Source organism: Pseudomonas sp. BTN1 (genome assembly GCF_001907715.1).
Classification (GTDB): domain Bacteria; phylum Pseudomonadota; class Gammaproteobacteria; order Pseudomonadales; family Pseudomonadaceae; genus Aquipseudomonas; species Aquipseudomonas paracarnis.
This window is the reverse complement of the sequence record NZ_MPBM01000039.1, coordinates 1-23,542: the sequence shown is the minus strand read 5'-3', so window position 1 is coordinate 23,542 and position 23,542 is coordinate 1. Positions and strand designations below refer to the sequence as shown.

General features: G+C 59.6%; 31 protein-coding genes and 1 pseudogene. 8 read left to right on the top strand and 24 right to left on the bottom strand.

The genetic code is table 11. The annotated features are described in order from the left end of the window. Positions 1-81: 81 nt before the first annotated feature. From rimO to tsaA, 5 genes are all read left to right on the top strand, one after another. Entirely contained in the window at positions 82-1,422 is a 1,341-nt protein-coding gene (rimO, locus tag BMH52_RS20325) for a 30S ribosomal protein S12 methylthiotransferase RimO (RefSeq protein WP_003231334.1), read from the top strand. A gap of 100 nt (positions 1,423-1,522) precedes the next feature. Then, on the top strand, positions 1,523-1,993 hold the full coding sequence (locus BMH52_RS20320) for a GNAT family N-acetyltransferase (RefSeq protein WP_072447648.1): 471 nt from the start codon (positions 1,523-1,525) through the stop codon (positions 1,991-1,993). Positions 1,994-2,200: 207 nt separating this feature from the next. Next, positions 2,201-2,911, top strand: coding sequence for an rRNA pseudouridine synthase (locus tag BMH52_RS20315; RefSeq protein WP_014717183.1), 711 nt, complete (start codon positions 2,201-2,203; stop codon positions 2,909-2,911). Between the two features lie 68 nt (positions 2,912-2,979). Continuing rightward, on the top strand, positions 2,980-3,441 hold the full coding sequence (locus BMH52_RS20310) for a DUF1456 family protein (RefSeq protein WP_005785469.1): 462 nt from the start codon (positions 2,980-2,982) through the stop codon (positions 3,439-3,441). Positions 3,442-3,445: 4 nt separating this feature from the next. After that, positions 3,446-4,141, top strand: coding sequence for a tRNA (N6-threonylcarbamoyladenosine(37)-N6)-methyltransferase TrmO (gene tsaA / locus BMH52_RS20305; protein WP_073844862.1), 696 nt, complete (start codon positions 3,446-3,448; stop codon positions 4,139-4,141). Positions 4,142-4,323: 182 nt separating this feature from the next. On the opposite strand, the gene fpr is transcribed toward tsaA, so the two are convergent. Next, positions 4,324-5,103 (bottom strand): ferredoxin-NADP reductase, encoded by a 780-nt coding sequence (fpr, locus tag BMH52_RS20295; protein WP_003189055.1) that lies wholly within the window; start codon positions 5,101-5,103, stop codon positions 4,324-4,326. 125 nt (positions 5,104-5,228) lie between these two features. Here fpr and BMH52_RS20290 point away from each other — a divergent pair, with 125 nt between their 5' ends. Next, positions 5,229-6,155 (top strand): LysR family transcriptional regulator, encoded by a 927-nt coding sequence (locus BMH52_RS20290; protein ID WP_003189054.1) that lies wholly within the window; start codon positions 5,229-5,231, stop codon positions 6,153-6,155. Positions 6,156-6,158: 3 nt separating this feature from the next. Here the strand turns inward: BMH52_RS20290 and BMH52_RS20285 are convergent, their stop codons facing one another. The 3 genes from BMH52_RS20285 to BMH52_RS20275 all read right to left on the bottom strand — a co-directional run bounded on the left by BMH52_RS20285 (position 6,159) and on the right by BMH52_RS20275 (position 8,218). Then, positions 6,159-6,521: a diacylglycerol kinase gene (locus BMH52_RS20285; protein WP_014717181.1), complete on the bottom strand. Its 363-nt coding sequence runs from the start codon at positions 6,519-6,521 to the stop codon at positions 6,159-6,161. A 75-nt stretch (positions 6,522-6,596) separates the two neighbouring features. Beyond that, the gene (gene erdR / locus BMH52_RS20280; RefSeq protein WP_003189050.1) at positions 6,597-7,247 is read right to left on the bottom strand and encodes a response regulator transcription factor ErdR; all 651 of its coding nucleotides are present in this window, start codon (positions 7,245-7,247) and stop codon (positions 6,597-6,599) included. Positions 7,248-7,498: 251 nt separating this feature from the next. After that, positions 7,499-8,218 (bottom strand): tRNA-uridine aminocarboxypropyltransferase, encoded by a 720-nt coding sequence (locus BMH52_RS20275; protein ID WP_014717180.1) that lies wholly within the window; start codon positions 8,216-8,218, stop codon positions 7,499-7,501. A gap of 178 nt (positions 8,219-8,396) precedes the next feature. Between BMH52_RS20275 and BMH52_RS20270 the strand changes: the two genes are divergently transcribed. Together BMH52_RS20270 and BMH52_RS20265 are read left to right on the top strand one after the other, a co-directional pair. Continuing rightward, on the top strand, positions 8,397-8,831 hold the full coding sequence (locus tag BMH52_RS20270; protein ID WP_014717179.1) for a PA3611 family quorum-sensing-regulated virulence factor: 435 nt from the start codon (positions 8,397-8,399) through the stop codon (positions 8,829-8,831). A 294-nt stretch (positions 8,832-9,125) separates the two neighbouring features. Then, a complete protein-coding gene (locus BMH52_RS20265; RefSeq protein WP_014717178.1) occupies positions 9,126-10,238 on the top strand; it encodes a TIGR00730 family Rossman fold protein in 1,113 nt (370 codons plus the stop codon). A gap of 60 nt (positions 10,239-10,298) precedes the next feature. On the opposite strand, the gene recX is transcribed toward BMH52_RS20265, so the two are convergent. The 20 genes and pseudogenes from recX to BMH52_RS20170 all read right to left on the bottom strand — a co-directional run. After that, complete coding sequence (gene recX / locus BMH52_RS20260; RefSeq protein WP_073844858.1) at positions 10,299-10,766, bottom strand: recombination regulator RecX; 468 nt, start codon at positions 10,764-10,766, stop codon at positions 10,299-10,301. 8 nt (positions 10,767-10,774) lie between these two features. Continuing rightward, positions 10,775-11,833 (bottom strand): recombinase RecA, encoded by a 1,059-nt coding sequence (gene recA / locus BMH52_RS20255; protein WP_014717176.1) that lies wholly within the window; start codon positions 11,831-11,833, stop codon positions 10,775-10,777. An 83-nt stretch (positions 11,834-11,916) separates the two neighbouring features. Further along, a complete protein-coding gene (locus tag BMH52_RS20250) occupies positions 11,917-12,417 on the bottom strand; it encodes a CinA family protein (protein ID WP_073844856.1) in 501 nt (166 codons plus the stop codon). A 152-nt stretch (positions 12,418-12,569) separates the two neighbouring features. After that, positions 12,570-13,127, bottom strand: a complete 558-nt coding sequence (locus BMH52_RS20240) for a glycoside hydrolase family 19 protein (RefSeq protein ID WP_014717174.1) — start codon at positions 13,125-13,127, stop codon at positions 12,570-12,572. A gap of 22 nt (positions 13,128-13,149) precedes the next feature. Beyond that, complete coding sequence (locus BMH52_RS20235) at positions 13,150-14,151, bottom strand: contractile injection system protein, VgrG/Pvc8 family (protein ID WP_073844854.1); 1,002 nt, start codon at positions 14,149-14,151, stop codon at positions 13,150-13,152. Positions 14,152-14,160: 9 nt separating this feature from the next. After that, complete coding sequence (locus BMH52_RS20230) at positions 14,161-14,373, bottom strand: tail protein X (RefSeq protein ID WP_014717172.1); 213 nt, start codon at positions 14,371-14,373, stop codon at positions 14,161-14,163. Continuing rightward, positions 14,366-14,749, bottom strand: coding sequence for a phage tail protein (locus tag BMH52_RS20225; protein ID WP_014717171.1), 384 nt, complete (start codon positions 14,747-14,749; stop codon positions 14,366-14,368). The genes BMH52_RS20230 and BMH52_RS20225 overlap by 8 nt, the downstream gene beginning before the upstream one ends. After that, positions 14,749-16,971: a phage tail tape measure protein gene (locus tag BMH52_RS20220; RefSeq protein WP_073844852.1), complete on the bottom strand. Its 2,223-nt coding sequence runs from the start codon at positions 16,969-16,971 to the stop codon at positions 14,749-14,751. Before BMH52_RS20220 ends, BMH52_RS20225 begins: the two co-directional genes overlap by 1 nt. Positions 16,972-16,977: 6 nt before the next feature. After that, positions 16,978-17,103, bottom strand: a complete 126-nt coding sequence (locus tag BMH52_RS29670) for a hypothetical protein (RefSeq protein ID WP_014717169.1) — start codon at positions 17,101-17,103, stop codon at positions 16,978-16,980. Beyond that, entirely contained in the window at positions 17,100-17,672 is a 573-nt protein-coding gene (locus BMH52_RS20215) for a phage tail assembly protein (protein ID WP_014717168.1), read from the bottom strand. The genes BMH52_RS29670 and BMH52_RS20215 overlap by 4 nt, the downstream gene beginning before the upstream one ends. 180 nt (positions 17,673-17,852) lie before the next feature. Beyond that, a complete protein-coding gene (locus tag BMH52_RS20210; RefSeq protein WP_014717167.1) occupies positions 17,853-18,359 on the bottom strand; it encodes a phage major tail tube protein in 507 nt (168 codons plus the stop codon). Then, positions 18,359-19,525 (bottom strand): tail protein, encoded by a 1,167-nt coding sequence (locus tag BMH52_RS20205; protein ID WP_014717166.1) that lies wholly within the window; start codon positions 19,523-19,525, stop codon positions 18,359-18,361. The genes BMH52_RS20210 and BMH52_RS20205 overlap by 1 nt, the downstream gene beginning before the upstream one ends. A 2-nt stretch (positions 19,526-19,527) precedes the next feature. Continuing rightward, positions 19,528-19,701, bottom strand: coding sequence for a hypothetical protein (locus BMH52_RS29330; RefSeq protein ID WP_003189022.1), 174 nt, complete (start codon positions 19,699-19,701; stop codon positions 19,528-19,530). Positions 19,702-19,786: 85 nt separating this feature from the next. Then, positions 19,787-20,044, bottom strand: a complete 258-nt coding sequence (locus tag BMH52_RS20200) for a phage tail assembly chaperone (RefSeq protein ID WP_083610651.1) — start codon at positions 20,042-20,044, stop codon at positions 19,787-19,789. Continuing rightward, on the bottom strand, positions 20,045-20,662 hold the full coding sequence (locus tag BMH52_RS20195) for a hypothetical protein (RefSeq protein ID WP_073844850.1): 618 nt from the start codon (positions 20,660-20,662) through the stop codon (positions 20,045-20,047). A 56-nt stretch (positions 20,663-20,718) separates the two neighbouring features. Next, a complete protein-coding gene (locus BMH52_RS20190) occupies positions 20,719-21,255 on the bottom strand; it encodes a phage tail protein (protein WP_073844848.1) in 537 nt (178 codons plus the stop codon). Beyond that, positions 21,252-21,890, bottom strand: a complete 639-nt coding sequence (locus BMH52_RS20185; RefSeq protein WP_014717162.1) for a phage tail protein I — start codon at positions 21,888-21,890, stop codon at positions 21,252-21,254. Before BMH52_RS20185 ends, BMH52_RS20190 begins: the two co-directional genes overlap by 4 nt. Beyond that, on the bottom strand, positions 21,887-22,882 hold the full coding sequence (locus tag BMH52_RS20180) for a baseplate J/gp47 family protein (protein ID WP_014717161.1): 996 nt from the start codon (positions 22,880-22,882) through the stop codon (positions 21,887-21,889). The genes BMH52_RS20185 and BMH52_RS20180 overlap by 4 nt, the downstream gene beginning before the upstream one ends. Next, the gene (locus BMH52_RS20175; RefSeq protein ID WP_014717160.1) at positions 22,879-23,211 is read right to left on the bottom strand and encodes a phage baseplate protein; all 333 of its coding nucleotides are present in this window, start codon (positions 23,209-23,211) and stop codon (positions 22,879-22,881) included. The genes BMH52_RS20180 and BMH52_RS20175 overlap by 4 nt, the downstream gene beginning before the upstream one ends. 9 nt (positions 23,212-23,220) lie before the next feature. After that, positions 23,221-23,542 (bottom strand): annotated as a pseudogene (locus BMH52_RS20170) (phage baseplate assembly protein V); the annotation flags it as partial.

Genomic DNA, 23,542 nt, shown 5'->3' with positions numbered 1-23,542 from the left:
TTTTGATCAGAGGCGCACCAAGCGCCCATCCGTTGCCTTGTCGTGCACGACCGGCAGCGTCATTCAATACCGAGGTTAGACATGTCCACCACCATCGCAAAAGCCAACCCCAAGGTTGGCTTTGTTTCCCTGGGTTGCCCGAAGGCGCTTGTCGACTCCGAGCGCATCCTCACGCAATTGCGTATGGAAGGCTACGACGTCGTGTCCACTTACCAGGACGCCGATGTGGTGGTGGTCAACACCTGCGGCTTCATCGACTCGGCCAAGGCCGAATCCCTGGAAGTGATCGGCGAAGCCATCAAGGAAAACGGCAAGGTCATCGTGACCGGCTGCATGGGGGTGGAAGAAGGCAATATCCGTAACGTGCACCCGAGTGTGCTGGCGGTGACCGGCCCGCAGCAGTACGAGCAAGTGGTCAACGCTGTGCACGAGGTGGTGCCGCCACGCCAGGATCACAACCCGCTGATCGACCTGGTGCCGCCTCAAGGCATCAAGCTGACCCCACGCCACTACGCGTATCTGAAGATTTCCGAAGGCTGCAACCACAGCTGCAGCTTCTGCATCATCCCGTCGATGCGCGGCAAACTGGTAAGCCGCCCGGTGGGTGATGTGCTCGACGAGGCCCAGCGTCTGGTCAAGTCTGGCGTCAAGGAGCTGCTGGTGATCTCCCAGGACACCAGCGCCTACGGCGTCGATGTGAAATACCGCACCGGTTTCTGGAACGGCGCGCCGGTGAAAACCCGCATGACCGAGCTGTGCGAAGCCCTCAGCAGCCTGGGCGTGTGGGTGCGCCTGCACTATGTTTACCCTTACCCGCATGTGGACGAGTTGATCCCGTTGATGGCCGCCGGCAAGATCCTGCCGTACCTGGACATCCCATTCCAGCACGCCAGCCCGAAAGTGCTCAAGGCGATGAAACGTCCGGCGTTTGAAGACAAGACCCTGGCACGCATCAAGAACTGGCGCGAGATCTGCCCGGAGCTGATCATCCGCTCCACCTTCATCGTCGGTTTCCCCGGCGAGACCGAGGAAGACTTCCAGTACCTGCTGGACTGGCTGACCGAAGCGCAGCTGGACCGCGTCGGTTGCTTCCAGTACTCGCCGGTGGAAGGTGCTCCGGCCAACCTGCTGGACCTGGCCGTGGTGCCGGACGACGTCAAGCAAGACCGTTGGGAGCGCTTCATGGCGCACCAGCAGGCCATCAGCTCGGCACGCCTGCAACTGCGCATCGGCAAGGAAATCGAAGTGCTGATCGATGAAGTCGACGAGCAAGGCGCGGTGGGTCGTTGCTTCTTCGACGCCCCTGAAATTGACGGTAACGTGTTTATCGACGATGCCAGCGGCCTGAAGCCGGGTGACAAAGTGTGGTGCACCGTGACCGACGCCGACGAGTACGACTTGTGGGCTGAAAAACGCGACTGATCGCACGGTGATAAAAAAGCCTCGCCTCTGAGAAGATGCGGGGCTTTTTTAGGTCTATCGTATTGTCCATCAACCCCGAATACAGCAAAGGACAGCGGGTATGCGTCAGCATTCGGTGATTCACACACCTAAAACCAGCGACTACGCACGCCTGGTGCAGATCTGGGAGGACTCGGTACGCGCCACCCATGACTTCCTCCCGGACAGCTATATCGACATGTTGAAAAACCTGGTGCTGAGCCGCTACCTCGATGCGGTCATGCTGATCTGCACCAAGGACGTGCGCCAGCACATTACCGGCTTCGCCGGGGTGTCGGCGGGCAAGGTGGAAATGCTGTTTATCGACCCGCGCTACCGTGGCCAGGGGCTGGGCCGGCAATTGCTGGGCTACGCGATCGAACACATGAACGCCGATGAACTGGACGTCAACGAACAGAACCCCCAGGCCCTGGGTTTTTACCTCAAGCAAGGCTTCGAGGTGATCGGGCGAACGGACCATGATGGGCTTGGGCAGCCTTATCCGTTGCTGCACCTGCGTCTGCGCCAGCAGCAACAGGCCCGTAATGCCTGAACTGTGGGAGCTGGCTTGCCTGCGAAGGCGTCGGGTCAGTCTACCCATCCGGTGCTGGTATACCGCCTTCGCAGGCAAGCCAACTCCCACATTTGACCCGTGTTGCGTCAGTTAAGTAATTGTTATGGCACATGGGCTGAAATGGGGCCGGGATTAACCGGCGCCAGGCAGGTACAATAGTGGCCCCCTTTTGTTACGGCCCTTGTCATGACTGACCCCATACGCCTCTCCAAACGCCTTATCGAACTGGTCGGTTGCTCCCGTCGGGAGGCTGAGCTGTTTATCGAAGGCGGCTGGGTCTCGGTGGACGGCGAAGTGATCGACGAGCCGCAGTTCAAGGTCACTGACGAGAAGGTCGAGCTGGACCCGGAAGCTAAAGCCACCGCGCCAGAGCCGGTGACCATCCTGATGCACGCCCCCGCAGGCATGGATGCTGAAACCGCCATGGCCTCGATCAGCGCCGAAACCCTCTCTGAAGAACACCGCTTCGGCAAGCGTCCGCTCAAGGGGCACTTTCTGCGCCTGAGCGCCAGCGCCGACCTGCAAGCCAAAGCCAGTGGCCTGCTGGTGTTTACCCAGGACTGGAAGATTCTGCGCAAGTTGACCGCCGATGCCGCCAAGATCGAGCAGGAATACGTGGTGGAAGTCGAAGGCGACATGGTTGCCCACGGCCTTAACCGCCTGAACCACGGCTTGACCTACAAAGGCAAAGAGCTGCCTGCCGTCAAAGCCAGTTGGCAGAACGAGAACCGCCTGCGCTTTGCGATGAAAAACCCGCAACCCGGCGTGATCGCGCTGTTCTGCGAAGCCGTTGGCCTGAAAGTCATCGCCATCCGCCGCATCCGCATCGGCGGCGTGTCCATTGGCAAGGTGCCAGTGGGCCAATGGCGTTACCTGTCCGGCAAAGAAAAGTTTTAAGCCGTTCCCTTTTCCCGACACCGCCTGATTCCGGCGGTGTCATCAGTTGAATACCAGGATTGCCCACCATGATTCACAACGACGTACTGCGCAGCGTGCGCTACATGCTCGACATCAGCGACAACAAGATGGTCGAGATCATCAAGCTCGGCGGCATGGACGTGACCAAGGAAGACCTGCTGACCTACCTCAAGAAAGATGAGGAAGAAGGCTTTGTGTTCTGCCCGGATGAAGTCATGGCCCACTTCCTCGATGGTCTGGTGATCTTCAAGCGCGGCAAGGACGAAAGCCGCCCGCCGCAGCCGATCGAAACCCCGGTGACCAACAACATCATCCTGAAAAAGCTGCGCGTGGCCTTCGAACTGAAGGAAGACGACATGCATGCAATCCTCAAGGCGGCGGAGTTCCCGGTGTCCAAGCCAGAGCTGAGCGCGCTGTTTCGCAAGTTTGGTCATACCAACTACCGCACCTGTGGCGATCAGCTGCTGCGTAACTTCCTCAAGGGCCTGACCTTGCGGGTCCGTGCCTAAGCCCATGAGTTACCAGGTCTCGCCCGTCGGCTTCGTACGCTCCTGTTTCAAGGAGAAGTTCGCCATCCCGCGCCAACCGCAACTGGCACCGGCTGCCCGTGGCGTGCTGGAGCTGGTGGCGCCGTTCGACCAGGGTGAGGCGGTGCAGGGGCTGGAGCAGGTCAGCCATGTGTGGCTGCTGTTTCTGTTTCATCAGGCCCTGGAAGACAAGCCACGCCTGAAAGTGCGCCCGCCACGCCTGGGCGGCAATACGTCCATGGGTGTGTTTGCCACCCGCGCAACCCATCGTCCCAATGGCATCGGCCAGTCGGTGGTGAAGCTGGACAAGGTGGAACCGGGGCGGTTGTGGATATCGGGCATAGATTTGCTCGATGGCACGCCGGTGCTGGATATCAAGCCGTATGTGCCGTATGCCGATATCGTGGATGCGGCCACCAACGACATCGCCAGCAATGCGCCCGCGCTGATCGGCGTGCAATGGCTCAAGGCTGCACTGCAACAGGCGCAAGGCCATGCACAGCGCCTTGGTGAACCGTTGGTGGAGTTGATTGAACAGTGTCTGGCACAGGATCCGCGGCCGGCGTATCAGGTTCCTACCTCAGAACGGGAATACGGTGTGCGGTTCTGGGATGTGGATGTGCGCTGGCACTACCCGGAGCCGGGGATGATTTGTGTGCTGGAAGTGGTTTCGGCACAGTAAATCGCACAAACGCAAAAGCCCGCGTTGCCTTCACAGGCAACGCGGGCTTTTCTTTGCAAACGCATTCAACTGTAGGAGCGAGCTTGCTCGCGAAAAACGAACAGGCACCGCGTTGAGTCAAGATGCCAGCGTTATCGTTGACGTCCTTCGCGAGCAAGCTCGCTCCTACAAGTGACCCGAAGTCACTTCTCGACGAACGCACGCTCGATCAGGTAGTCACCCGGCTCACGCATCCGTGGCGAAACCTTTAGGCCAAAGCTGTTCAACACTTCGCTGGTCTCGTCCAACATGCTTGGGCTGCCGCACAGCATGGCGCGGTCGTCCTCGGGATTGATTGGCGGCAGGCCGATGTCGCTGAACAGCTTGCCGCTGCGCATCAGGTCGGTCAGGCGGCCTTCGTTTTCGAACGGCTCGCGGGTCACGGTCGGGTAGTAGATCAACTTGTCACGCAGGGCCTCACCGAAGAACTCGTTCTGCGGCAGGTGCTCGGTGATGAATTCGCGGTAGGCAACTTCGTTGACGTAACGCACGCCGTGGCACAGGATGACTTTTTCGAAACGCTCATAGGTCTCCGGGTCCTGGATCACACTCATGAACGGGGCGAGGCCAGTACCGGTGCTGAGCAGATACAGATGCTTGCCCGGCTTCAAATCGTCAAGCACCAGGGTGCCTGTCGGTTTTTTGCTGATGATGATCTCGTCGCCTTCCTTCAGATGCTGCAACTGGGAAGTGAGCGGGCCATCGGGCACCTTGATGCTGAAGAACTCCAGATGCTCTTCCCAGTTCGGGCTGGCAATGGAGTAAGCGCGCATGAGCGGGCGGCCGTTGGGCTGTTGCAGGCCGATCATCACGAACTGACCGTTCTCGAAGCGCAGGCCCGGATCGCGGGTGCACTTGAAGCTGAACAGAGTGTCGTTCCAGTGATGAACACTGAGGACACGCTCGTGGTTCATGTTGCTCATGTACGGGGGACTCCTGGAAATGGGTCTGCGCCAAAGGTAAGGATGCGCAATTGCACAGCATTCTAATGGCGGCGACAATATCTGTTAACTGGATTATTAAGATAAGGGTTATCGGTTATATCGATATGCGATTTACTCTCCGTCAACTGCAAGTTTTCGTCGCCGTCGCCCAGCAGGAAAGCGTCTCGCGCGCTGCTGGCCTTCTGGCCTTATCTCAATCCGCCGCCAGCACCTCAATCACCGAGCTGGAGCGTCAATCCAGCTGTCAATTATTCGACCGCGCCGGTAAACGCCTGAGCCTCAACGCCCTCGGTCACCAGCTGTTGCCCCAGGCGGTGGCATTGCTGGACCAGGCCAAGGAGATCGAAGACCTGCTCAACGGCAAGTCAGGCTTCGGTTCCCTGGCGGTCGGCGCCACGCTGACCATAGGCAATTACCTGGCGACACTGCTGATTGGCAGCTTTATGCAGCAACACCCCGAGAGCCAGGTAAAGCTGCATGTGCAGAACACTGCCCATATCGTGCATCAGGTTGCCCACTACGAAATTGACCTGGGTCTAATTGAAGGCGACTGCAGCCACCCGGATATCGAGGTGCAGACGTGGGTAGAAGATGAGCTGGTGGTGTTCTGTGCGCCCCAGCATCATTTGGCCAAGCGTGGCGTGGCCACCATGGACGAGTTGACCCACGAAGCGTGGATCCTGCGGGAACAGGGCTCGGGCACGCGACTGACCTTTGATCAGGCAATGCGTCATCACCGCAGCGCGCTGAATATCCGCCTGGAGCTGGAACACACCGAGGCGATCAAACGGGCAGTGGAGTCGGGCTTGGGGATTGGCTGCATTTCGCGGCTGGCGCTGCGCGATGCCTTCCGCCGTGGCAGCCTGGTGCCGGTAGAAACCCCGGACCTGGACCTGGCCCGGCAGTTCTACTTCATCTGGCACAAGCAGAAGTACCAGACCTCGGCGATGCGCGAGTTTCTCGAACTGTGCCGCGCCTTCACCGCTGGGGTGCAGCGCAGCGACGAGATCGTGCTGCCGAGTATCGCGTGATCGTCAGATCAGGATCACCGCCCATACCAGTGTGATCATGGTCAGGGCCACGAATTGCGCGGCGCTGCCCATGTCCTTGGCGTTTTTCGACAGCGGGTGGCGGTCCAGGGAAATACGGTCAATGGCCGCTTCTACCGCTGAGTTGAGCAATTCGACGATCAGCGCCAACAAACACACTGCAATCAGCAGCGCCCGTTCAACCCGGCTGATCTGCAGGAAAAAGCTCACGGGAATCAGGATGACATTCAGCAATACCAGTTGGCGGAATGCCGCCTCGCCAGTGAAAGCCGCACGCAGGCCATCCAGGGAATAGCCCCCTGCATTGAAGATACGTTTGATACCGGTTTGACCCTTGAAAGGCGACATAGATGTAGGCAACTGAACCAAAGAAGTGGGGAAGCTAGATCACGCAAAGTCAAAAAAGCGTGAAGCGGCTGTAACTTAATGTTGCGAGATGGACTCGAGTTGCTGCAAAAGCAACGCCGCCTGAGTGCGCGTACGCACGCCCAACTTACGGAAAATCGCCGTAACGTGGGCCTTGATGGTCGCTTCCGACACACTCAATTCGTAAGCAATCTGCTTGTTCAACAACCCTTCGCAGACCATGGTCAATACTCGGAACTGCTGGGGCGTCAAGCTGGCCAGGCCATCGCGGGCGGCCTTGGCTTCATCGGACACATTGATTTCTTCAAACGCCTGGGGTGGCCAGGACACATCGCCGTCCAACACCGTGCGCACGGCTTTCTGGATATCCTCCATCGCGCTGGACTTGGGAATGAAGCCGCTGGCGCCAAACTCTTTGGAGCGCACCACCACGTCGGCTTCTTCCTGGGCCGACACCATCACCACGGGGATCTGCGGGTATTGGCCGCGCAGCAGCACCAGCCCGGAGAAACCGTACGCGCCCGGCATATTCAGGTCGAGCAACACCAGATCCCAGTCGGATTTTTCAGTCAGGCGGGCTTCCAGTTCGGCAATGCTGGCCACTTCGACCAGACGTACATCGGGGCCAAGGCCCAGGGTTACGGCCTGATGCAGTGCGCTGCGAAACAGCGGGTGGTCATCGGCAATCAGGATTTCGTATGTGGCCATTGGTTAAATGATCCTGTTTTTTATGGGAGCCCTGATGGGTTCAGGGTTCACCAATACACGAGGCGACGGCCAGGCAGCGATCGCCACAGGGCCCGCTCAACGTCAAAAACACATGAAACGACGTCGATAATTCACGGTTGCGCCCAATCGGCGCACAGCATGCCCAGCGTAGCCTGGAGGGTCAAGCACTACGCCCGTGGGGATTTTAGCGGGTTGCGGGCTTACAGTGCCATCATGCAAACGTCGTCTGGTTATCCCGCCGGGATGTAGGGTGCAAGGCGGGTATGCACGGTGTCCTCCGCATCCAATGACAGTTGGAATTTGGCAGCCAGGTAATGGGTGCTGAACACATCAAGGTAGGCATCCAGCACTTCGCTGGCGGCCAGGTCATCGGCCAGCTCCAGGCACAGCGCCGCCACCTCGGCGGTGCAGAAATGGTCATCGCGCTTTGAGCGCCGTAGTTTGTAGCGTGACAACTGTTCGGGCGCCAGGCTCAGCACCGGTAAATGTTCCAGATAGGGACTTTTGCGAAACATCTTGCGCGCTTCGCTCCAGGTGCCGTCCAACAGGATGAACAGTGGGCGCTTGCCCTCCTCCACGCGCACTTCACTGACCACCCGTTGCGGCGCCACGAATTCACCGGGAAATACGATGTAGGGTTGCCACTGCGGGTCGGCCAGCAACCTGAGCAACTCGGGGTCGACTTCGGTACGCGACCAGGCAAACGCGGTGGTGTCGTGTATGACATCGGCGATCAGCCAGCCCGTGTTACTGGGCTTCATCGGTTCAACGTCATGCATCAACAGGCACATGGCGGACTTGGCTTCTACCTGAGGCCGCCAGGCACACAGGCAGTACTCAGGAATGACCCGACAGCCGGGACAGCGCTCAGCACGGGAACCCCGATTGAGAAACGGCCTGACGGCACGCGCCAGACGCTGGGTACGCAAACGGGAGACGGCGTGACTCATCGGGCACGCGGCGAAGTAGAAGAAATCGACACGGAACAAACTCATGAAAAACAGAAGTCCCGCAGTTTACCAGCGATACGCCTGGCTGTAGTGGCAAGGGCTCACCTATAATTGCGCGCCACTGAACGCACAGCCCAGTGGCTGGTCTATGCACCAGTAACCGAATCAGGAGAGTTTCATGCTGCGTTCCATGCTGCGCCTTGTTGCCCCATCCGTCGCCCTTGCGCTGGTCTTGCCTATGGGCGCCCACGCGGCCTCGCTGCTGGAGGCTCAAATGAACAAGAAGCTGCAAAGCGTCGCGGCCGAAAGCAACAAGGACCTGCCCCGGGAAATCGACGAAAAAACCCTGGAAGTCGCCTACACCGTTGAAGGGATGCAACTGATCGATCACCTCAGCGTGTTGCCTGACCGTGCCGAACAGATGCGCGCCAACCCCAAGGCTGTGTATTTCCAGCTGGGCCGCAGTGTATGCACCAACCCGGGCTACCGCGAGCTGATGGCCAAGGGCGCAGTGATGCGCTATGAAATCACCGAGAACAAGACCAATCGCCCGGTGGCCTCGGTCAAGTTCGCAGAGGCCGATTGCCCGGCTCCGACGAAGAAGAAAAAGTAACCTTTGCTTGCCCCTCCCGCGCCGCTCCCCAGCGGCGCGCACGCCCCCGCTGCGTTTGCTGTCAACGACTAAACTGCCTAATGAGCCATCAATAAGCGGTTGCCAGCCAAGGGTTTTTCGGCCCATGATCAGCTCATCCCAGATGCCCGCCCACCACAGTTTTTAACGCTGTTCTGTCACATTTTCAGGGCAAAAAAGGCCTGCCCTCCTGCGGCATGCCGCGACACAAGCAGTGTCGTGGCCCAGGCGACGTTCTCGTCGACTACCCAGGCCCTGTAGAGAAGGAGAAATTGAATGCCTTATGAATCGAATGATTTGTTGCTTCGTCATTTTGAAGAAAACGGGACCGACCTCACCCAGCAGGTCGACGCACAAATTCAGTTGATCGCCCCCAACAGCCCGAATATCTCCCTTTATCGAGACATGATCCTCACCGTCCTGCGCATGGCCCAGGACGACCGTGATCGCTGGAACGCCAAGATCACCCTGCGGGCTATCCGCGAACTGGACCATGCCTTTCGGGTGCTCGAACAATTCAAGGGCCGGCGCAAAGTCACGGTATTTGGCTCGGCGCGTACGCCAGTGGAAAGCCCGCTGTATGCGCTAGCCCGAGAGGTAGGTGCGGCGTTGGCACGGTCCGACCTGATGGTCATCACCGGTGGCGGTGGCGGCATCATGGCCGCGGCCCACGAAGGTGCGGGCCTGGAGCACAGCCTAGGGTTCAATATCACCCTGCCCTTTGAACAGCATGCCAACCCAACCATTGATGGCACCGACAACCTGCTGTCATTCCACTTCTTCTTTACCCGCAAGCTGTTCTTCGTCAAGGAAGCCGACGCGCTGGTGTTGTGCCCTGGCGGTTTCGGCACCCTCGACGAGGCATTGGAAGTGCTGACCCTGATCCAGACCGGCAAGAGCCCACTGGTGCCGGTAGTGCTACTGGATGCGCCGGGCGGTGGGTTCTGGCAAGGCGCCCTGGATTTCATCCGCAGTCAGTTGGAAGCCAATCGCTATATCCTGCCCACCGACCTCAAACTGGTCCGCCTGGTCTACAGCGCCGAAGAGGCCGTAGACGAAATCAACCAGTTCTACGCCAACTTCCACTCCACCCGCTGGCTTAAGCGTGAGTTTGTGGTGCGCATGAATCATCCCCTGAGTGAGCGCGCCCTCGCCCATATGCAGCAAGCGTTTGCCAGCCTGCGGCTCAGTGGCGAATTCCAGCAACTCGCCTATACGGGCGAAGACCATGACGAGCCGAGATTCAGCCATTTGACGCGCCTGGTGTTCAATTTCAACGGTCGCGATCAGGGGCGATTGCGGGAGTTGGTGGATTACATCAACCTGCCGGAGAACTGGGCAGAGGCTCAGGGCAAGGCCCAGCAACGGATGACGCCAGAGACAGCGTGATTTTTTGCAGGCAAAAAAAAGGCCCACTATTTTCATAGTGGGCCTTTTGTTTTTTGGCGTTCAGTCGTCCATATCCCGGCCGCTCAACAAGCGGTTGATCATGTCCATCGAAAACCCGCGATAACTCAAGAAGCGACCTTGCTTCGCACGTTCTTTGACATCAATCGGAAGATGCCCCGCAAATTTGCGACGCCAGGTGTCTTCCAACTGCGACTGCCAATTGATACCGCACTCACGTAGCGCAAGGTCAATATCGGCACGTTGCAGTCCACGTTGGCTTAACTCCTCGCGAATCCGCGCAGGGCCGTAACCGGAACGTGCGCGGTAAGACACAAAGCTTTCAAGGTAACGGGCTTCCGACAACAGCCCTTCTTCCGTTAACCGGTCGAGGGCTGTTTCGATCATCTCTGGCTCTGCGCCGCGCTGACGCAACTTACGTGTCAGCTCGACTCGACCATGCTCGCGGCGAGCGAGCAGGTCCATCGCAGTGCGCCGAACGGCGACGAGTGTATCCAGTACAACAGTCATCGTTTGCTTCAGACGTCAGTATCGGCTTCTTCCATTTCATCTACCGGCTCGCGGTTGGCAGCCGCTTTCACGTCCGGCGCTGCGGTCAGCAGCTTGTCGCGGATCTGCTTCTCAAGCGTGGCAGCGATATCCGGATTGTCTGCCAGGAACTTGGCCGAGTTGGCCTTGCCCTGACCGATCTTGCTGCCGTTGTAGGCATACCAGGCACCGGACTTCTCGACAAAACCGTGCAGTACGCCCAGGTCGATCATCTCGCCGTTCAGGTAGATACCCTTGCCGTAGAGAATCTGGAACTCAGCCTGACGGAATGGCGGGGCCACTTTGTTCTTCACGACCTTGACGCGGGTTTCGCTACCGACAACCTCGTCACCTTCCTTCACCGCGCCAGTACGACGGATATCCAGACGGACCGAAGCGTAGAACTTCAGCGCGTTACCACCGGTGGTGGTTTCCGGGCTGCCGAACATCACGCCGATCTTCATACGGATCTGGTTGATGAAGATCACCAGGCAGTTGGCGTTCTTGATGTTACCGGTAATTTTACGCAGCGCCTGGGACATCAGGCGGGCTTGCAGGCCCACGTGCATGTCGCCCATTTCGCCTTCGATTTCAGCCTTGGGCACCAGGGCCGCCACGGAGTCGACCACGATCACGTCGATGGCGTTGGAGCGCACCAGCATGTCGGTGATTTCCAGGGCTTGCTCGCCGGTGTCCGGCTGGGAAACCAGCAGGTCATCGACGTTGACGCCCAGCTTGCCGGCGTATTCAGGATCCAGGGCGTGCTCGGCGTCGACGAACGCGCAGGTAGCGCCCATCTTTTGCGCCTGGGCAATCACCGACAGGGTCAGGGTGGTTTTACCGGAAGATTCAGGACCGTAGATTTCAACGATACGGCCTTTTGGCAGGCCACCAATGCCGAGCGCGATGTCCAGACCCAGAGAGCCAGTGGAAATAGCCGGGATCGCCTGACGGTCGTGATCGCCCATACGCATTACGGCACCCTTGCCGAATTGACGTTCGATCTGACCCAGGGCCGCAGCCAAGGCTTTCTTCTTGTTGTCGTCCATTAAAGTCCTCACGTAATCAATAAGGCCTGACGGCCAACACCTGTATAAGTAGACAGTATTGTTCCACAAAGATCGGTGATCGCCTACCCCTGATTGTCTATTTCTGCTGCAGCTCGTCGCAACAAGCCCTCCAGCGCGGCTTTTACCGTTTGTCGGCGGACCTCGTCGCGGTTGCCGGGGAAGTGCGCAAGCTCGGCGGTCACCTCGTCGCCCACGGCAAAGGCCAGCCAAACGGTGCCCACCGGCTTGTCCGGCGAACCGCCATCGGGGCCGGCCACACCGCTGACCGCCACGGCAAATCGCGCCAGGCTTTTTTCCTGCGCACCGCGGGCCATCGCCTCCACCACTTCCTGGCTGACAGCCCCGACCTTGACGATCAGTTTTTCCGGCACATTCAACTGTCGGGTCTTCTGCCGGTTGGAATAGGTGACATAGCCCGCCTCGAACCAGGCCGAGCTGCCCGGAATTCGCGTGATGGCTTCGGCAATGCCGCCGCCGGTACAGGACTCGGCAGTGGTCACGTGAGCACTGAGCACCTGCAAACGGCGACCCAGTTCGGCAGCCAGTTGAGTGATTTCCTTCACAGTCGTCTCCAGGAGTGGGCGGGGGTTCGCCTACCCTACAGGAGCCTATCGGCCATGCAAGGTACAGAGTGCATCAAGAGGCTAATGCGCGACGGCCTGCACCTGCCACACATGCGCCATGAGCAGGCGCGCACCGATCAGGCGAAACGCACCTAAGAAACGCAGAGCACCGCCTTCGCCCGCGCCCACAACTGCAAACGGTCGTCCAGGCCATTGAGGCCGCCGTTGATCCGACGGGTGATGGTGGTGAACTGATCGTTGTCGGCAAGTTCGTTAAGGCCGTTGCTTTGCCAGAACCAGGCGGCGGACTCGCAGGCCCATTGCGGTTGTTCCAGCAGTTGCGGCTGGAGCAGCAGGCGATCATCGCCGAACAGTGCTTGGCTGCACGCAAGGTAATTACGGCGGCCGGTTATCTGGATCAACCCTCTGCCGCGATACTTTTGTCCATCTCCGTCCGCTTCCGGGGTGTTGCCCAGGCGCGCGCCCAAGACGCCGGTGTCATATTTGCTCAAGTATTGATCACTGCCCAATTCGCGCACGTACTGCAACTGGGCAGACTCGTGGCCGATTTGGGCGAGGAAGGCGGCGACGCGACGGGCCGTATTGATCTGATGCCCCGCAAAGGCCGCATTTAGAAAGGTTAAAAAAATGCCCGCGCGAAGGCGGGCTCCAGGCATGACACCCAGAAGCTGAGCATGTGTGATTACCATGGGTTTTACTCTAAGGAAGGATCTACACCGACAAACCGCTGGCCTGGACCGTACTCCGATAGCCACCTTTTCGCTCGCCCTTGGATTTCACCGTTTTAATCGACCAGCGCCCTTGCATAAACCCCGGCCACGACTCATCCAGCAGCAACAGGCCTTCAGCAGCCAACGAAGGATTACCAGGGCAGACCACATCGATCTGCAACCCTTCGCGCCCCACCCGCCGCATCTCTCCCTGCGCCGCCGAGCGTGCTTCGTCCTCGCTCTGGTAGCGCTGTGTCACCACTTTGAAGGGTGCGATGCCCACCTTGACGACACGCTGTTTTCCGGCTGCCGCGTCCCACCATGACGTTTGCGCACCGTTGTATTTGGCACGGCTGGTTTCGGTGAAACTGGCGCTAATGAACGCGCGGTCACCTGGACGATTGTCGTGGGTGATCGACAACCGTACATCCGGCAATGCCTTGCCCGACAGCGTCTTGATCTGGCCTTTGCGCCCCAGTACATACAGCTCATCGACAGGCTTGGCCACCGCATCGAAGCGCTTGGCCAGGCGCGTCAGAAAGGCCATGTCGCTTTCATTGGTCTGATCGATGTGCGCGATCGGCTCACCGTCGAGTTCGGGCGCCACACGCGGTGAAAAACCGTATCGGGTGGTCAGTTGGCGAAACAGCGCACCCAGGGTTATCGGCCCATGGCTGGCGGTGCGGCGCTGTTTGAATTCGTGCTCGTCGAACGGTGCCGCCGTGGCCACCAGCACCAGTCGCAATGGGAACATCGAGGGCGTGCGCTGGGTGATCTTGAACACGCCCTTATCCACCAGGCCCGATTCCAGGTACCCAATACGCAGGCCAATTTTGCCGCCCAGATCGGGCAGCCCTTCAAGCCCCTCGATATCGAGAGTCAGCTTCAGTTGATCAGATACAAACCCCGCTGCGTCGGTATGCTCCCACTCCAAGAGCCGCTCGTTGAATAACGCGGCATTGGCTCCGTATAGCTCCACTACAGGTGTAAATCCGAGTGCCATGATGGCTCCTTAATCCCAGGCGGAAACCGGCCGGCTCGCAACTGGTTGCGCGTCCAATTCGGGCACCAGCACGCTGACGCCCGCCGGCAGTACCGCGCCCTGTTCGGCCAACTCCGGGTTCAAGCGCCACAACGCTTCTTCTGCGGCATCATCACTGCGCCCCAGTTCACGGTAGAGCAACAGGTTCACCGAGTCGCCGGCAATACTTCGAACCCTACGCATTGACGAACTCCTCCAGTAACAATGTCCAATTGATCACCATGGCCGTCCCGTCGTCGATCACGCTGGCTTGTTTTTCACTGATCGACTGGATGGTCCATAGCCCCCAGTTACGCCCTAACCCGTCCACCAAAGGCAACGGCGCACGCAGGGCCTGCAGGGTGCGCAACTCATCCAGGCGCGCCATGCCATTGGCACGCGCAGCCTTGCCGCCCAATGCCAGCGTTTCGAGCCCCTGGCCGACCTGGCTGGATTTAGGTTTGCCGGCAATGATGTCGAGACTGACCCAGCCCCCGCTGCTACCACGATCAAGCGTGTCGTAGGCGAACCCACGGGACAGCCCGAAAATAAAAGTACCCAAGACCATCTGTTGTCGCATCACACAGCTCCATCGGTGAGTGCTGCGCCGCGTCGGGTCGCCAGCAGGTTGTCCATCGACAGCGGGGTAAATTGCGCTTCGATCTGTTGCACCACGAGCGCCGCCAGTTGTTGATGGCTGGCTTGCTCAGGCGCGGTGATGGTGATTTGCGGGGCGAAGTTGATTTGGCGGTTGTCGGCTTGAGGGGCGTTGAGGTTTTTGCTGACCTCTGTGGGGGATGGCAGGCGATCGCCCGCCCCCATCACTTTTTCAGCCAGCCACGCACCGACGTCACTGCCCACGAAAGTGCCCACGGCACCACCGACTACCTTACCGATTGCGCCCCCGGCGACGCCGCCCATCACACCGCCCAACACTGTGCCGGCACCCGGAACGACCGAACCGATAACAGCTCCCGCCAGCGTGCCGACCGCTCGGCCTATCGCCATCCCAGCCACATCACCGACGACACCGCCGGCAACACCGCCGCCGATAGAGCCCACGCTAGTGCCAACCGCTTGACCCAGGTTTCCGGTCATCGCGCCTTGCGTCATCTCGACACCGGCCTGGGCCACCACCAAACCCAGGGGGACCCCTTTGGCCAGCTTGCTCACCTTCGCCGCTTTGCCAGAGATGCCAGGGCCGGAAGCAGGCGGGCGATTACCGCTGTGCTCGTCATTGCTCGGGGCTTTGCGCTGGCTGTCCGGCGGTGTGGTTTTATTCCCTGCTGCCGGCCCCTCTCCGAGCACTTTCCCTGCGACCTTTTCGAAAATCTTGTCCTTCACGGCACCGAAAACACCAGAAACCACCGGGATCAGCACCGCCCCCGCCAGGGCGACGGCAGCGGCAGCCTTGGGCAGGCCTTCCGCGAGCCAAGCCACGCCACTGACCAGGCCGTTCATTGCGGTCAGCGAGGCATCTACAACGGGGGCAAGCGCTGTATCAGAGGCGGTGCTCAAGCGTGTGGTACTGGCCTCGTAGGCTTGCCGACGCGCGTAAGTAGAGTCCGCACGAACCGCGGCCGAACGCAGCACCGAACCTTGGTCGCCCAGCGTCGAAGTGGCGTAGGTGGATTTTTCTGCGACCAGCGAAAAGGCCTGTTTCACGCTGTCGATCACCGGTACCAGGCTCAGAATCGTCTGGTTGCCGTCGAACAACTGCGTCGCCAGCACCGCCTGCCTTTCGGCAGGTTGCGACTTGAGCGCCTCCAGCACCGTAAGCACGGCCTGTGGGCCGTCCTGTTTCATGCCCGCCGCGAGTACTTTTGGATCAAGCTTGAGCTCTGCCCAGGCACTGCGTTGCCCTGCAGAGGCGTTGTCGCCTTTAGCCAGGACGGTGCTGATTTTTTCCAGCCCGGCACCAGCAACAGCCTTGCTGTTACCTGCGCTCAACAACGCCGCCGAAAGCGCTGCAGCCTGTTCGGGACTCATGCCCGCAGCCTTCGCGGCAGCGCCCTGGAGTTGCACAACAGCGCCGATATCCGCCGATTCGGCCTTGAGCGATACCTGGGTGCCCAGCACGTTTGTTGCGTCGGCAAGGTCCAAGGCTTGTGCGCGATCAAGGTGCATTGACTCGCGCCAGCCGCCCATGATTTCGCCGGCATTTTTGACGTCGATCTTGAACGCCGTCGCCATGATCGCAGCGTCGCGAGCGAACTGCTGCAGGTCTGCCCGGCGCCCAACGGGGTCGATATTGCCCGAAGCGTCCTTACGATCACTGCCGATACCGGAACGGGCGGCGGCATACTCGACCTTCGCGAGGTCGACGGCACTGGCACCACTGGCAGCCACCACCGGCTCGGACGCCATGGCAAGGTTGGCTTCACGCAATGCCTTGCGCTCATGCCGGGCAAACATCAACAGTTGATCAATATCGGTCATCGCGGCGTCCAGCGCCTGCGAGGGTGTGCGCTTGTCTGTAGCCGCGACGGTCTTCGTACCCTCTGCGTTCCCGGCAGTTTGAGCTTGCCGGGCGTCCATCACCTTGAGCAACGAGACGTTGAACAGCTCCAGCGTATCGACCAACCGTACCTGCCCGTCCGCCAGATGCTTGATCTGCAAGCTGGCATCGGCCAATGCCAGGGCCAAACTCGCCGCACTCCCCGGGGCCACCTCAAGCGGGCTCGGCAGCGCTTGGGTGATAGGTTTGAGACTGGCCTGCATTCCTGTCATCTGAAGGGCGCCCTGAGTCATCACGCCGTCCTTGGCAATGGCTGACCCTGCTCCATGATTACTATCTGCCATTGCGCTCTACTCCTGTTTGACGCCAAGACGACTGATTGCGATGTCGTAGCGGCGCAATGCTTTGCCGGCTTCCCAATCGAGGATTTCCGCTTCGTTCACCGAGTAAACCAGCGGCACTACATCGAGAATCACTTCGATGTCGCGCTCCGAAAGAAGTCCGCCGGTTTGTTTAAAAAATCGTCGATGCGCTCCTGCAGCTCGGTCCAGTCGGGCACGGTCAGGCCGGCAAGATCGGGAATCATCAGGCCCGTGCAATGGGCGGTGATGAACTCGGCGCGCTCTTTGTTAGTGGCGAGTTTTTTCATCACCTTGGTAGCGCGCAGGGCGGGCATTTCCAGGGGCAGTTCCGACAGGTTTCGGCCGGCGGCTTCCAGGGGTAATAGCAGGTGGACAGGCTGGTCGTGGGTCGTCACGTCCTGTTCTTTCAGGAAGAACGAGGCCGGGCGTGTCGACATTTCGTGTACGTACTGCGCAATGCTCACGTAGTCCGGGCGCTTGAGTTGGTCGAGCTCTTTTTCCGACAGGCCGGTGGCGAGTTTCGCCAGTTCGAAGAACTGGTCGTCCTCGTCATCACCGGCCCGGGCCAGCGCGTCTTTTTGCGCGGCATAGAACAACGGTTTGAGTTGAACCTGCTCGATCATTGCACCGGTGTCGGCGGTGATCGGGGACAGCAGGATGTGCAACGGTGGCATCCAGGCCATGGGGAATTCCTTGTTGAGCGGTGTTGAAAAGTGCAAAAAATCTAAACCTGAGCACGGCCCCTGCGGGAGCTGGCTTGCCTGCGATGGCATCCACTCGATGCTCCAGAGATACCGAGTCGCCTGCATCGCAGGCAAGCCAGCTCCCACCTTGACCGTGCTCGCTTCAGATTGCGCCGGCCCTTAAGGCATCAGCACGGCGCGGCGGGCATCGCCAAGGATGTCGACGCCGTTGAGCACGAACTTCTGGGTGCGCACATCGATATCGATCACCGAAATGCCATTTTCCAGACGGTTGTAGGTACGGCAGGACAGCTCCAGCGTGGTGGTGGCCTTGTCGCCCATTTTCAGCTTCGCCTCCTCCAGGGATTTGAGCTTGCCGCCCACGGTGTGGTAGGTGAAATAGGTCTTGCCGTCTTGATCCTGGCCGGCTTCACGCACGTTCAGCAAAATGTCGTCGCCCATGCGCACGCCCAGGGCCAGCATGATTTGCGGGCCGGCACCTTGCAGCACCAGCTTGGCATTGAGCACCTTGCCGCTCTTGGCCATTTCCTCGGCGATAAAGCGCCCGCCGGACATGGCCTCCATGTCGAACTCGATCTTCGGCGGGGTGAACTCTTCCACGGTTGCGGACAACGGCAGGCCTTGAAGGGTGGCCGCAATGGCCTGTCTGACTCGGTTGGTAAACATTAGAGAACGTCCTCCAGGAACTGCTCGATGATTTCATCGCGGGCGTTGAGTTGATAAACCATGTGTTCGTTCGGCGCGTAGCGGCCGTAGTCGATGACGATGAACCAGGTGCCGTTCTTGTACTTCTCGACGCTGTTCAGTTCCGGGTGCAGGTACACGCTGCCGCCGGGGATGGTTTCGTCGGCCACCAGGGTTTGCAGCCAGTCGTTGATGCGCTTGACCTCCTGGTCCATGAAGGACTTGGTGAGGTTCTTGGCCATGGCTTTTTGGCCGGCCTTGACCAGCTTGCGGCTGATGGCATCTTCCAGGCCGACGTAGCTGATGAACTTGCCGGTGATGGAGCGGTTGCCCAACAGCGAGAAGCCGCCGAGGATGGTGCGGGCGTAGTAGCTCACGCCATAGCGGTTGAGCAGGTCGCCTTCGGTGGAGGTGTCGAGGATGTTGTACTCGACCACGCGGGAAACGTCCTCGGCGAACGTCACCTGGTTACCTGGACTCTCCCACTGCTTGACCTTGGCCAATGCGGCGATGGCCAGCGAGGATGGCGACAGGAACACGTTCTTCTTCGCGGCTTTGGAGTACACCGACGGCATGTTGTGCACCAGCAGGCAACGGTCGAAGCCGAGGTCGGCCCCGCCCAGTTCGCCGCTGTAGGTCACTTGGTCGGCAACGGACGCGTCCTTGCCATCCAGTACCACACGGGCCTTGATGCGCTTGCCGAAGGAGGCGAACTCACCAGCCACGGCCTTGGTGCCGGTAAAGCCTGGAGCGCCGATGATGGTCAGGTCTTCAGGCACGCTGCTCAGGGCCGCCAGGCCCAGCTTGCGACCGGTGACCGGGTCGTTGCCGCCGATCACATTATTGATCGTATCGGCCGGGGTGGCGCCTTCTTCGACGATGACCACATAGACCGGCACCTTGACCACTTTGAGGATCTGGTACACCGCCTGGAACAAGGTGCCCGACTCAGTGCCGGTAGGGTCCAGGAGCGCCTGGGCGGTGAAGCTGTTGATGCGAAACGGGGCGTTTTTGGGGATCGACGCATGGGCATTCGGCGCAGTGCCGACCAGGCCGATGACGTTATCGCCAAGGCCACCCATGGCCTCGGGGGATTCAGTGGCATTCACAGTGATGCCGTTGTGCTCGAAGTTCAGGACTTCTGCCATGGTTATTCAGCCTTCTTGGGGGTGGAGTTGAGGACGCTGGTCAGTTCCAGACGGCCAGCGGTGCGCAGGGCGGATGCTTCGACGTCGAGCAGTTCCAGTTCCTCGCCGGCGGTGGACCAATGGCCGTTGCCGATGGGGAATGGGATGAGGACGGTGTAGGTTTGGCGGGTGGGCATGGGTGGAAATCTCCGAGTGGGAAATGCAAAAGCCCCTGCGGGGAGGGGCTTTGGGGAGGCGAAAAAAAACCGCTTTCGCGGTGGGTTATTTCAGGAAATCAGGCAACTCTGGCCATTCGACTTTGTAGGGATCGCCCGAGTCTTGTGGAACGTCGCGCACTGCCTGTCGATAAAGCGCAAGCTCACTACGTTGCAGCTCAGTCAGTGAGCTGTCTAAGGACTGCATTGCCTCTGTGGAAGCCAATAGCTGTTGACGACGAGTGCGAATAGAGGCCCATTCAGCAAGAGCAATAGACTCGGGGTTAGGTTTATATTGATAATCCAGCTCAACTTTTTCGTTCACTTAAAACTCCACCTTATCAGTAAGCGACAGCTTCGACTCAATGCTACCAACCGCAAACAAGCCACCAATACCGACTTGCATAGTGTCAATACGGATCGTAGTCACATAGATACTTGGAAACTTCAGCCGCATAATCACATTACCACTGGCATCCGTATAAATACCCGGAGACATATTCCCAAATACAGACTTATTCAACACCGCACGCTGAGGCGAATAGCAATAACCCACTACGGTCTCATCTACTATGCTCGCACTACCATAGCTATACCCACGAATATTGAACCAGAACATCTGATCGTGAGTATTGATATTAACCGGCAACTTGAAGTGCATGTAAACTTCAGCTGACGTTCCTAGATCGACGACGGAGAACCCACCTGACGCGCCTGTCTTTTGAGGGCCGCCCGTACCCCACACACCGCCTTGGAAGACGTTGAGCTGTACTGAGCCTGCCGCACCGACTACGCCAACCATATCCTTTTTGCTGCGAAAATCATCAAATTCCGCGCGTGCAACGTCCATACGGTTGTCTATTTGAGAAATTTTTCCGTTAACCGCAGTTGTGAGGTTGTCCGCGGCAGTGACCAGGTCACCAATTTTTTGCTCAATACCCATACTTGACCTCTGATTTATTAAATACGAAGGGAGCTTCGCGAATCATCCTTGAACCCTCATTGAGCTGTTATTTCCAGCGCCATTACTCGAAACAACACGTCTAGATGCCGCCACATATTATTTACATTAGCAGCGGCAATAGTTGCCAGTTCTTCTGTCAACAGCAAATTAAGATTGTGCTCCCCCACCACAATCATCACGCTATCCGCCGGCAACGGCGAAACATCCAGCGTAAACTTCTGCAGCACCCGCGCCGCCGCCGCTTTATACGTCAGCAACTTCCCCGCCACGGAATACACCGCCAGCAAGGTGCCGCTGGCGAGGTAAAACCCGAACTCGCCAATCTCATATTCGCCGTCGCCATCAAACAGCGCGGCCATCCTGAGTTGGCGCTCGCCCAGGTCTTCGTAATCGACGATGGCCACCCGTTGGCGCTCGTCACGCAAGGCCACTTCCGTGCCGTCGGGGTTGTAGCGGCCGGTGCCGGCGCCGATGTGGGTGATTTCGCCTTTGAGGCCCTGGTTCTTTGCCTGCAGCACTTCATCCAAACCTTTGGAGGTGAAGCGCACCAGGCGCGTGATTTCATCTGTCATGGCTGCGCCCTGAGGTCGTAATCGTTAATGGTGTAGTGCTGGGCAACCCCGGCACTGTTTAGGCGAGCCACCAGCGCCAGGTCCGGCAATGCGCCGTTCAGGTAGAACTCGCCGTCGCTTAAAGGCGCGTCGAGCACTTGCGTGAGCGCGAGCTGGCCTTCGGTTTCATGCACGATGGTAATCGTCGCCTGATCGCGCTCACTTTTCGCCGCGTTGATGCGACGGATCAGCCGGTTGTGGTCGCCGCTGGACCAACTGCGCCCGATGATCGCCTGCACGTCGAAGGTGTAAGGCACGCCCAGCGGACGTTGCTGGTACCAGGCGCTGATATTCGGCGTGAAGCCCAATGACTCCACCGCATGGCTCAGTGCCTTGGGTGTGCCGGCCTGGCGTTGGATCTGCCAGGACAAGGCCACGGTCAGGCGTTTTTCCGCTTCGCTGGCCTCGGCATCCCATTCGCTGACGCCACGGTCGGCGGCCAGGTAAGGCAGGAACTCGCTAGGGGTATACAGCGGGTTCATCAGCGCCGGAAACGGCGGGGCGACACGCTCAAGCAATGTGCCGAAGCCCAGGTCCAACGCCTTTTCCAGCGGTGAGCTGTTGGCGGGCAGCAAACTCGCTTTGGGTTCACTCATAGTGTGCGCACCTCCACCTCGACGCCCGTGCAATACGGGGCCTGGAACGCCGTGCTGACAATCGGCGCCAGCGGTTCGAGGATGTGCAGTTGCGCGGCCCCGGCACTGTGGATGGCGTAGTCGATCCAGCTGGGGTCCACCCGCCCTTCCAGACGGTGGCAGGACTCGGCGTAGTCTTGCAGCAGTTTCTGCGCGGCCACTTGGGTCAGCCCCGAGTCCGGGCCGGCGTTGATCTTGGCCACCACACGAATTTTATAGGGTTGAATCTGCGCGCCTTGGACGCTGACAAGATCGGTTTCTGGCCGTACATCCGGCCGTGCGAAATGTCGACGTACACCGTCAAGCAAGTCGACAGATGGCGTGCCGTCGCCCTCCCTGGAAAGCACGGTGACCATGACTTCCCCCGGTGCGGTGCGGCGAGCGTTGCCGTCCTTGACCTGGGCCGCGTAGCCGTCGGGGTCGAAGGTGTAGGTGACCGTGACCACACCGGGCGTCGCGCTTTGTACTTTCACTGCTGGGCGCTCGCCCAAGGTGAACACTTCGCGGCGATACTGCATGCGCGAGCCCGCCGCTGGGGCGTGGGGTGCCAGGTAGTAGCGCAGGCGGGCGTCGTCGTCGCTTTCCAAGGTGGGCGGCACCGGCGGGAAAGCGGCCGGGTCGCCTGGGTCGAGCACTTGGCGTTCCAGGCCCATATCGGCCAGGCGCGCATCCAGGTTGCTACCGGTGGCCCACCACGCCAGCATCTGCTTGATGCGGGCGTTGTATTTGCGCTCATGGGTTTGCAGGCGCACGCAAAACGCTTCCAGGGCCAGGGTCAGCAGTTCGCTTTCGTTGTCGAGGCTGACCTGGAGTTTGGCTGCGCTTTGCGGCGCGCGAGTGGCGACGTAGTCGATGACAAACGCTTTGAATTCGGCCAGCAACGGCTCGAACTCATCGACCTTAATGATGGCCGGTTCCGCCAGTTGGTTCTGGCCGGGGATCAGCATACTCATGTCACGACCTCGAAGGATTGTTGGCGGTTTTTCCAGGTGCCGGCAAACCGCAGCAGCAGGCCGGCGCCCTGGCGGGTAGCGACAATGACCTGAGGGTCAAAATCGCCAATGCCGTTATGAATGTTGTAGAACGCTTGGGCGGCGTGGCTTTGGGCGAGGATCAGCAAGTCATCGCCCAGGTTCTGGCCGAGCAATTGCGGGATCAGTGAGCCGTACAGCGGGCGCTTTTGCCGCGTTCCGATGGGGGTGGTCAGCGCTCGGGTGGCGCGCTGCACAAATTGCAGCCAGTCGTCGACGGCCGCCCCGGTGTTCCTATCGATTCCGAGCATGGGGTGTCCTTATCGGGGGCTGATGACGCGTCCTTGATGGTCCACCACCGGGCCGCTGAAGTGCGCGCCGCCGGCATCCAGCAACAGGCTGGTACCGCCGATTTGCAGGGTGATGCTCTGGGCATTCATGGTCAGGCTGGCAGCGCCGACTTTAATGTCGACCTGTTCACGGGAGCCACTGACGGTGGTTGGGCCGTTGGCCCAGTTGAAGGTATGGCTGGCATCGTCGTAGTCGCTTTGGGTGCCGTCTTGATGGCGCCGCCGGGTCAGCGTCGCCACGCTGGAGACCGGCGGGAAGCGATCACTGTTGAGACCAAACAGCGCCACAGAC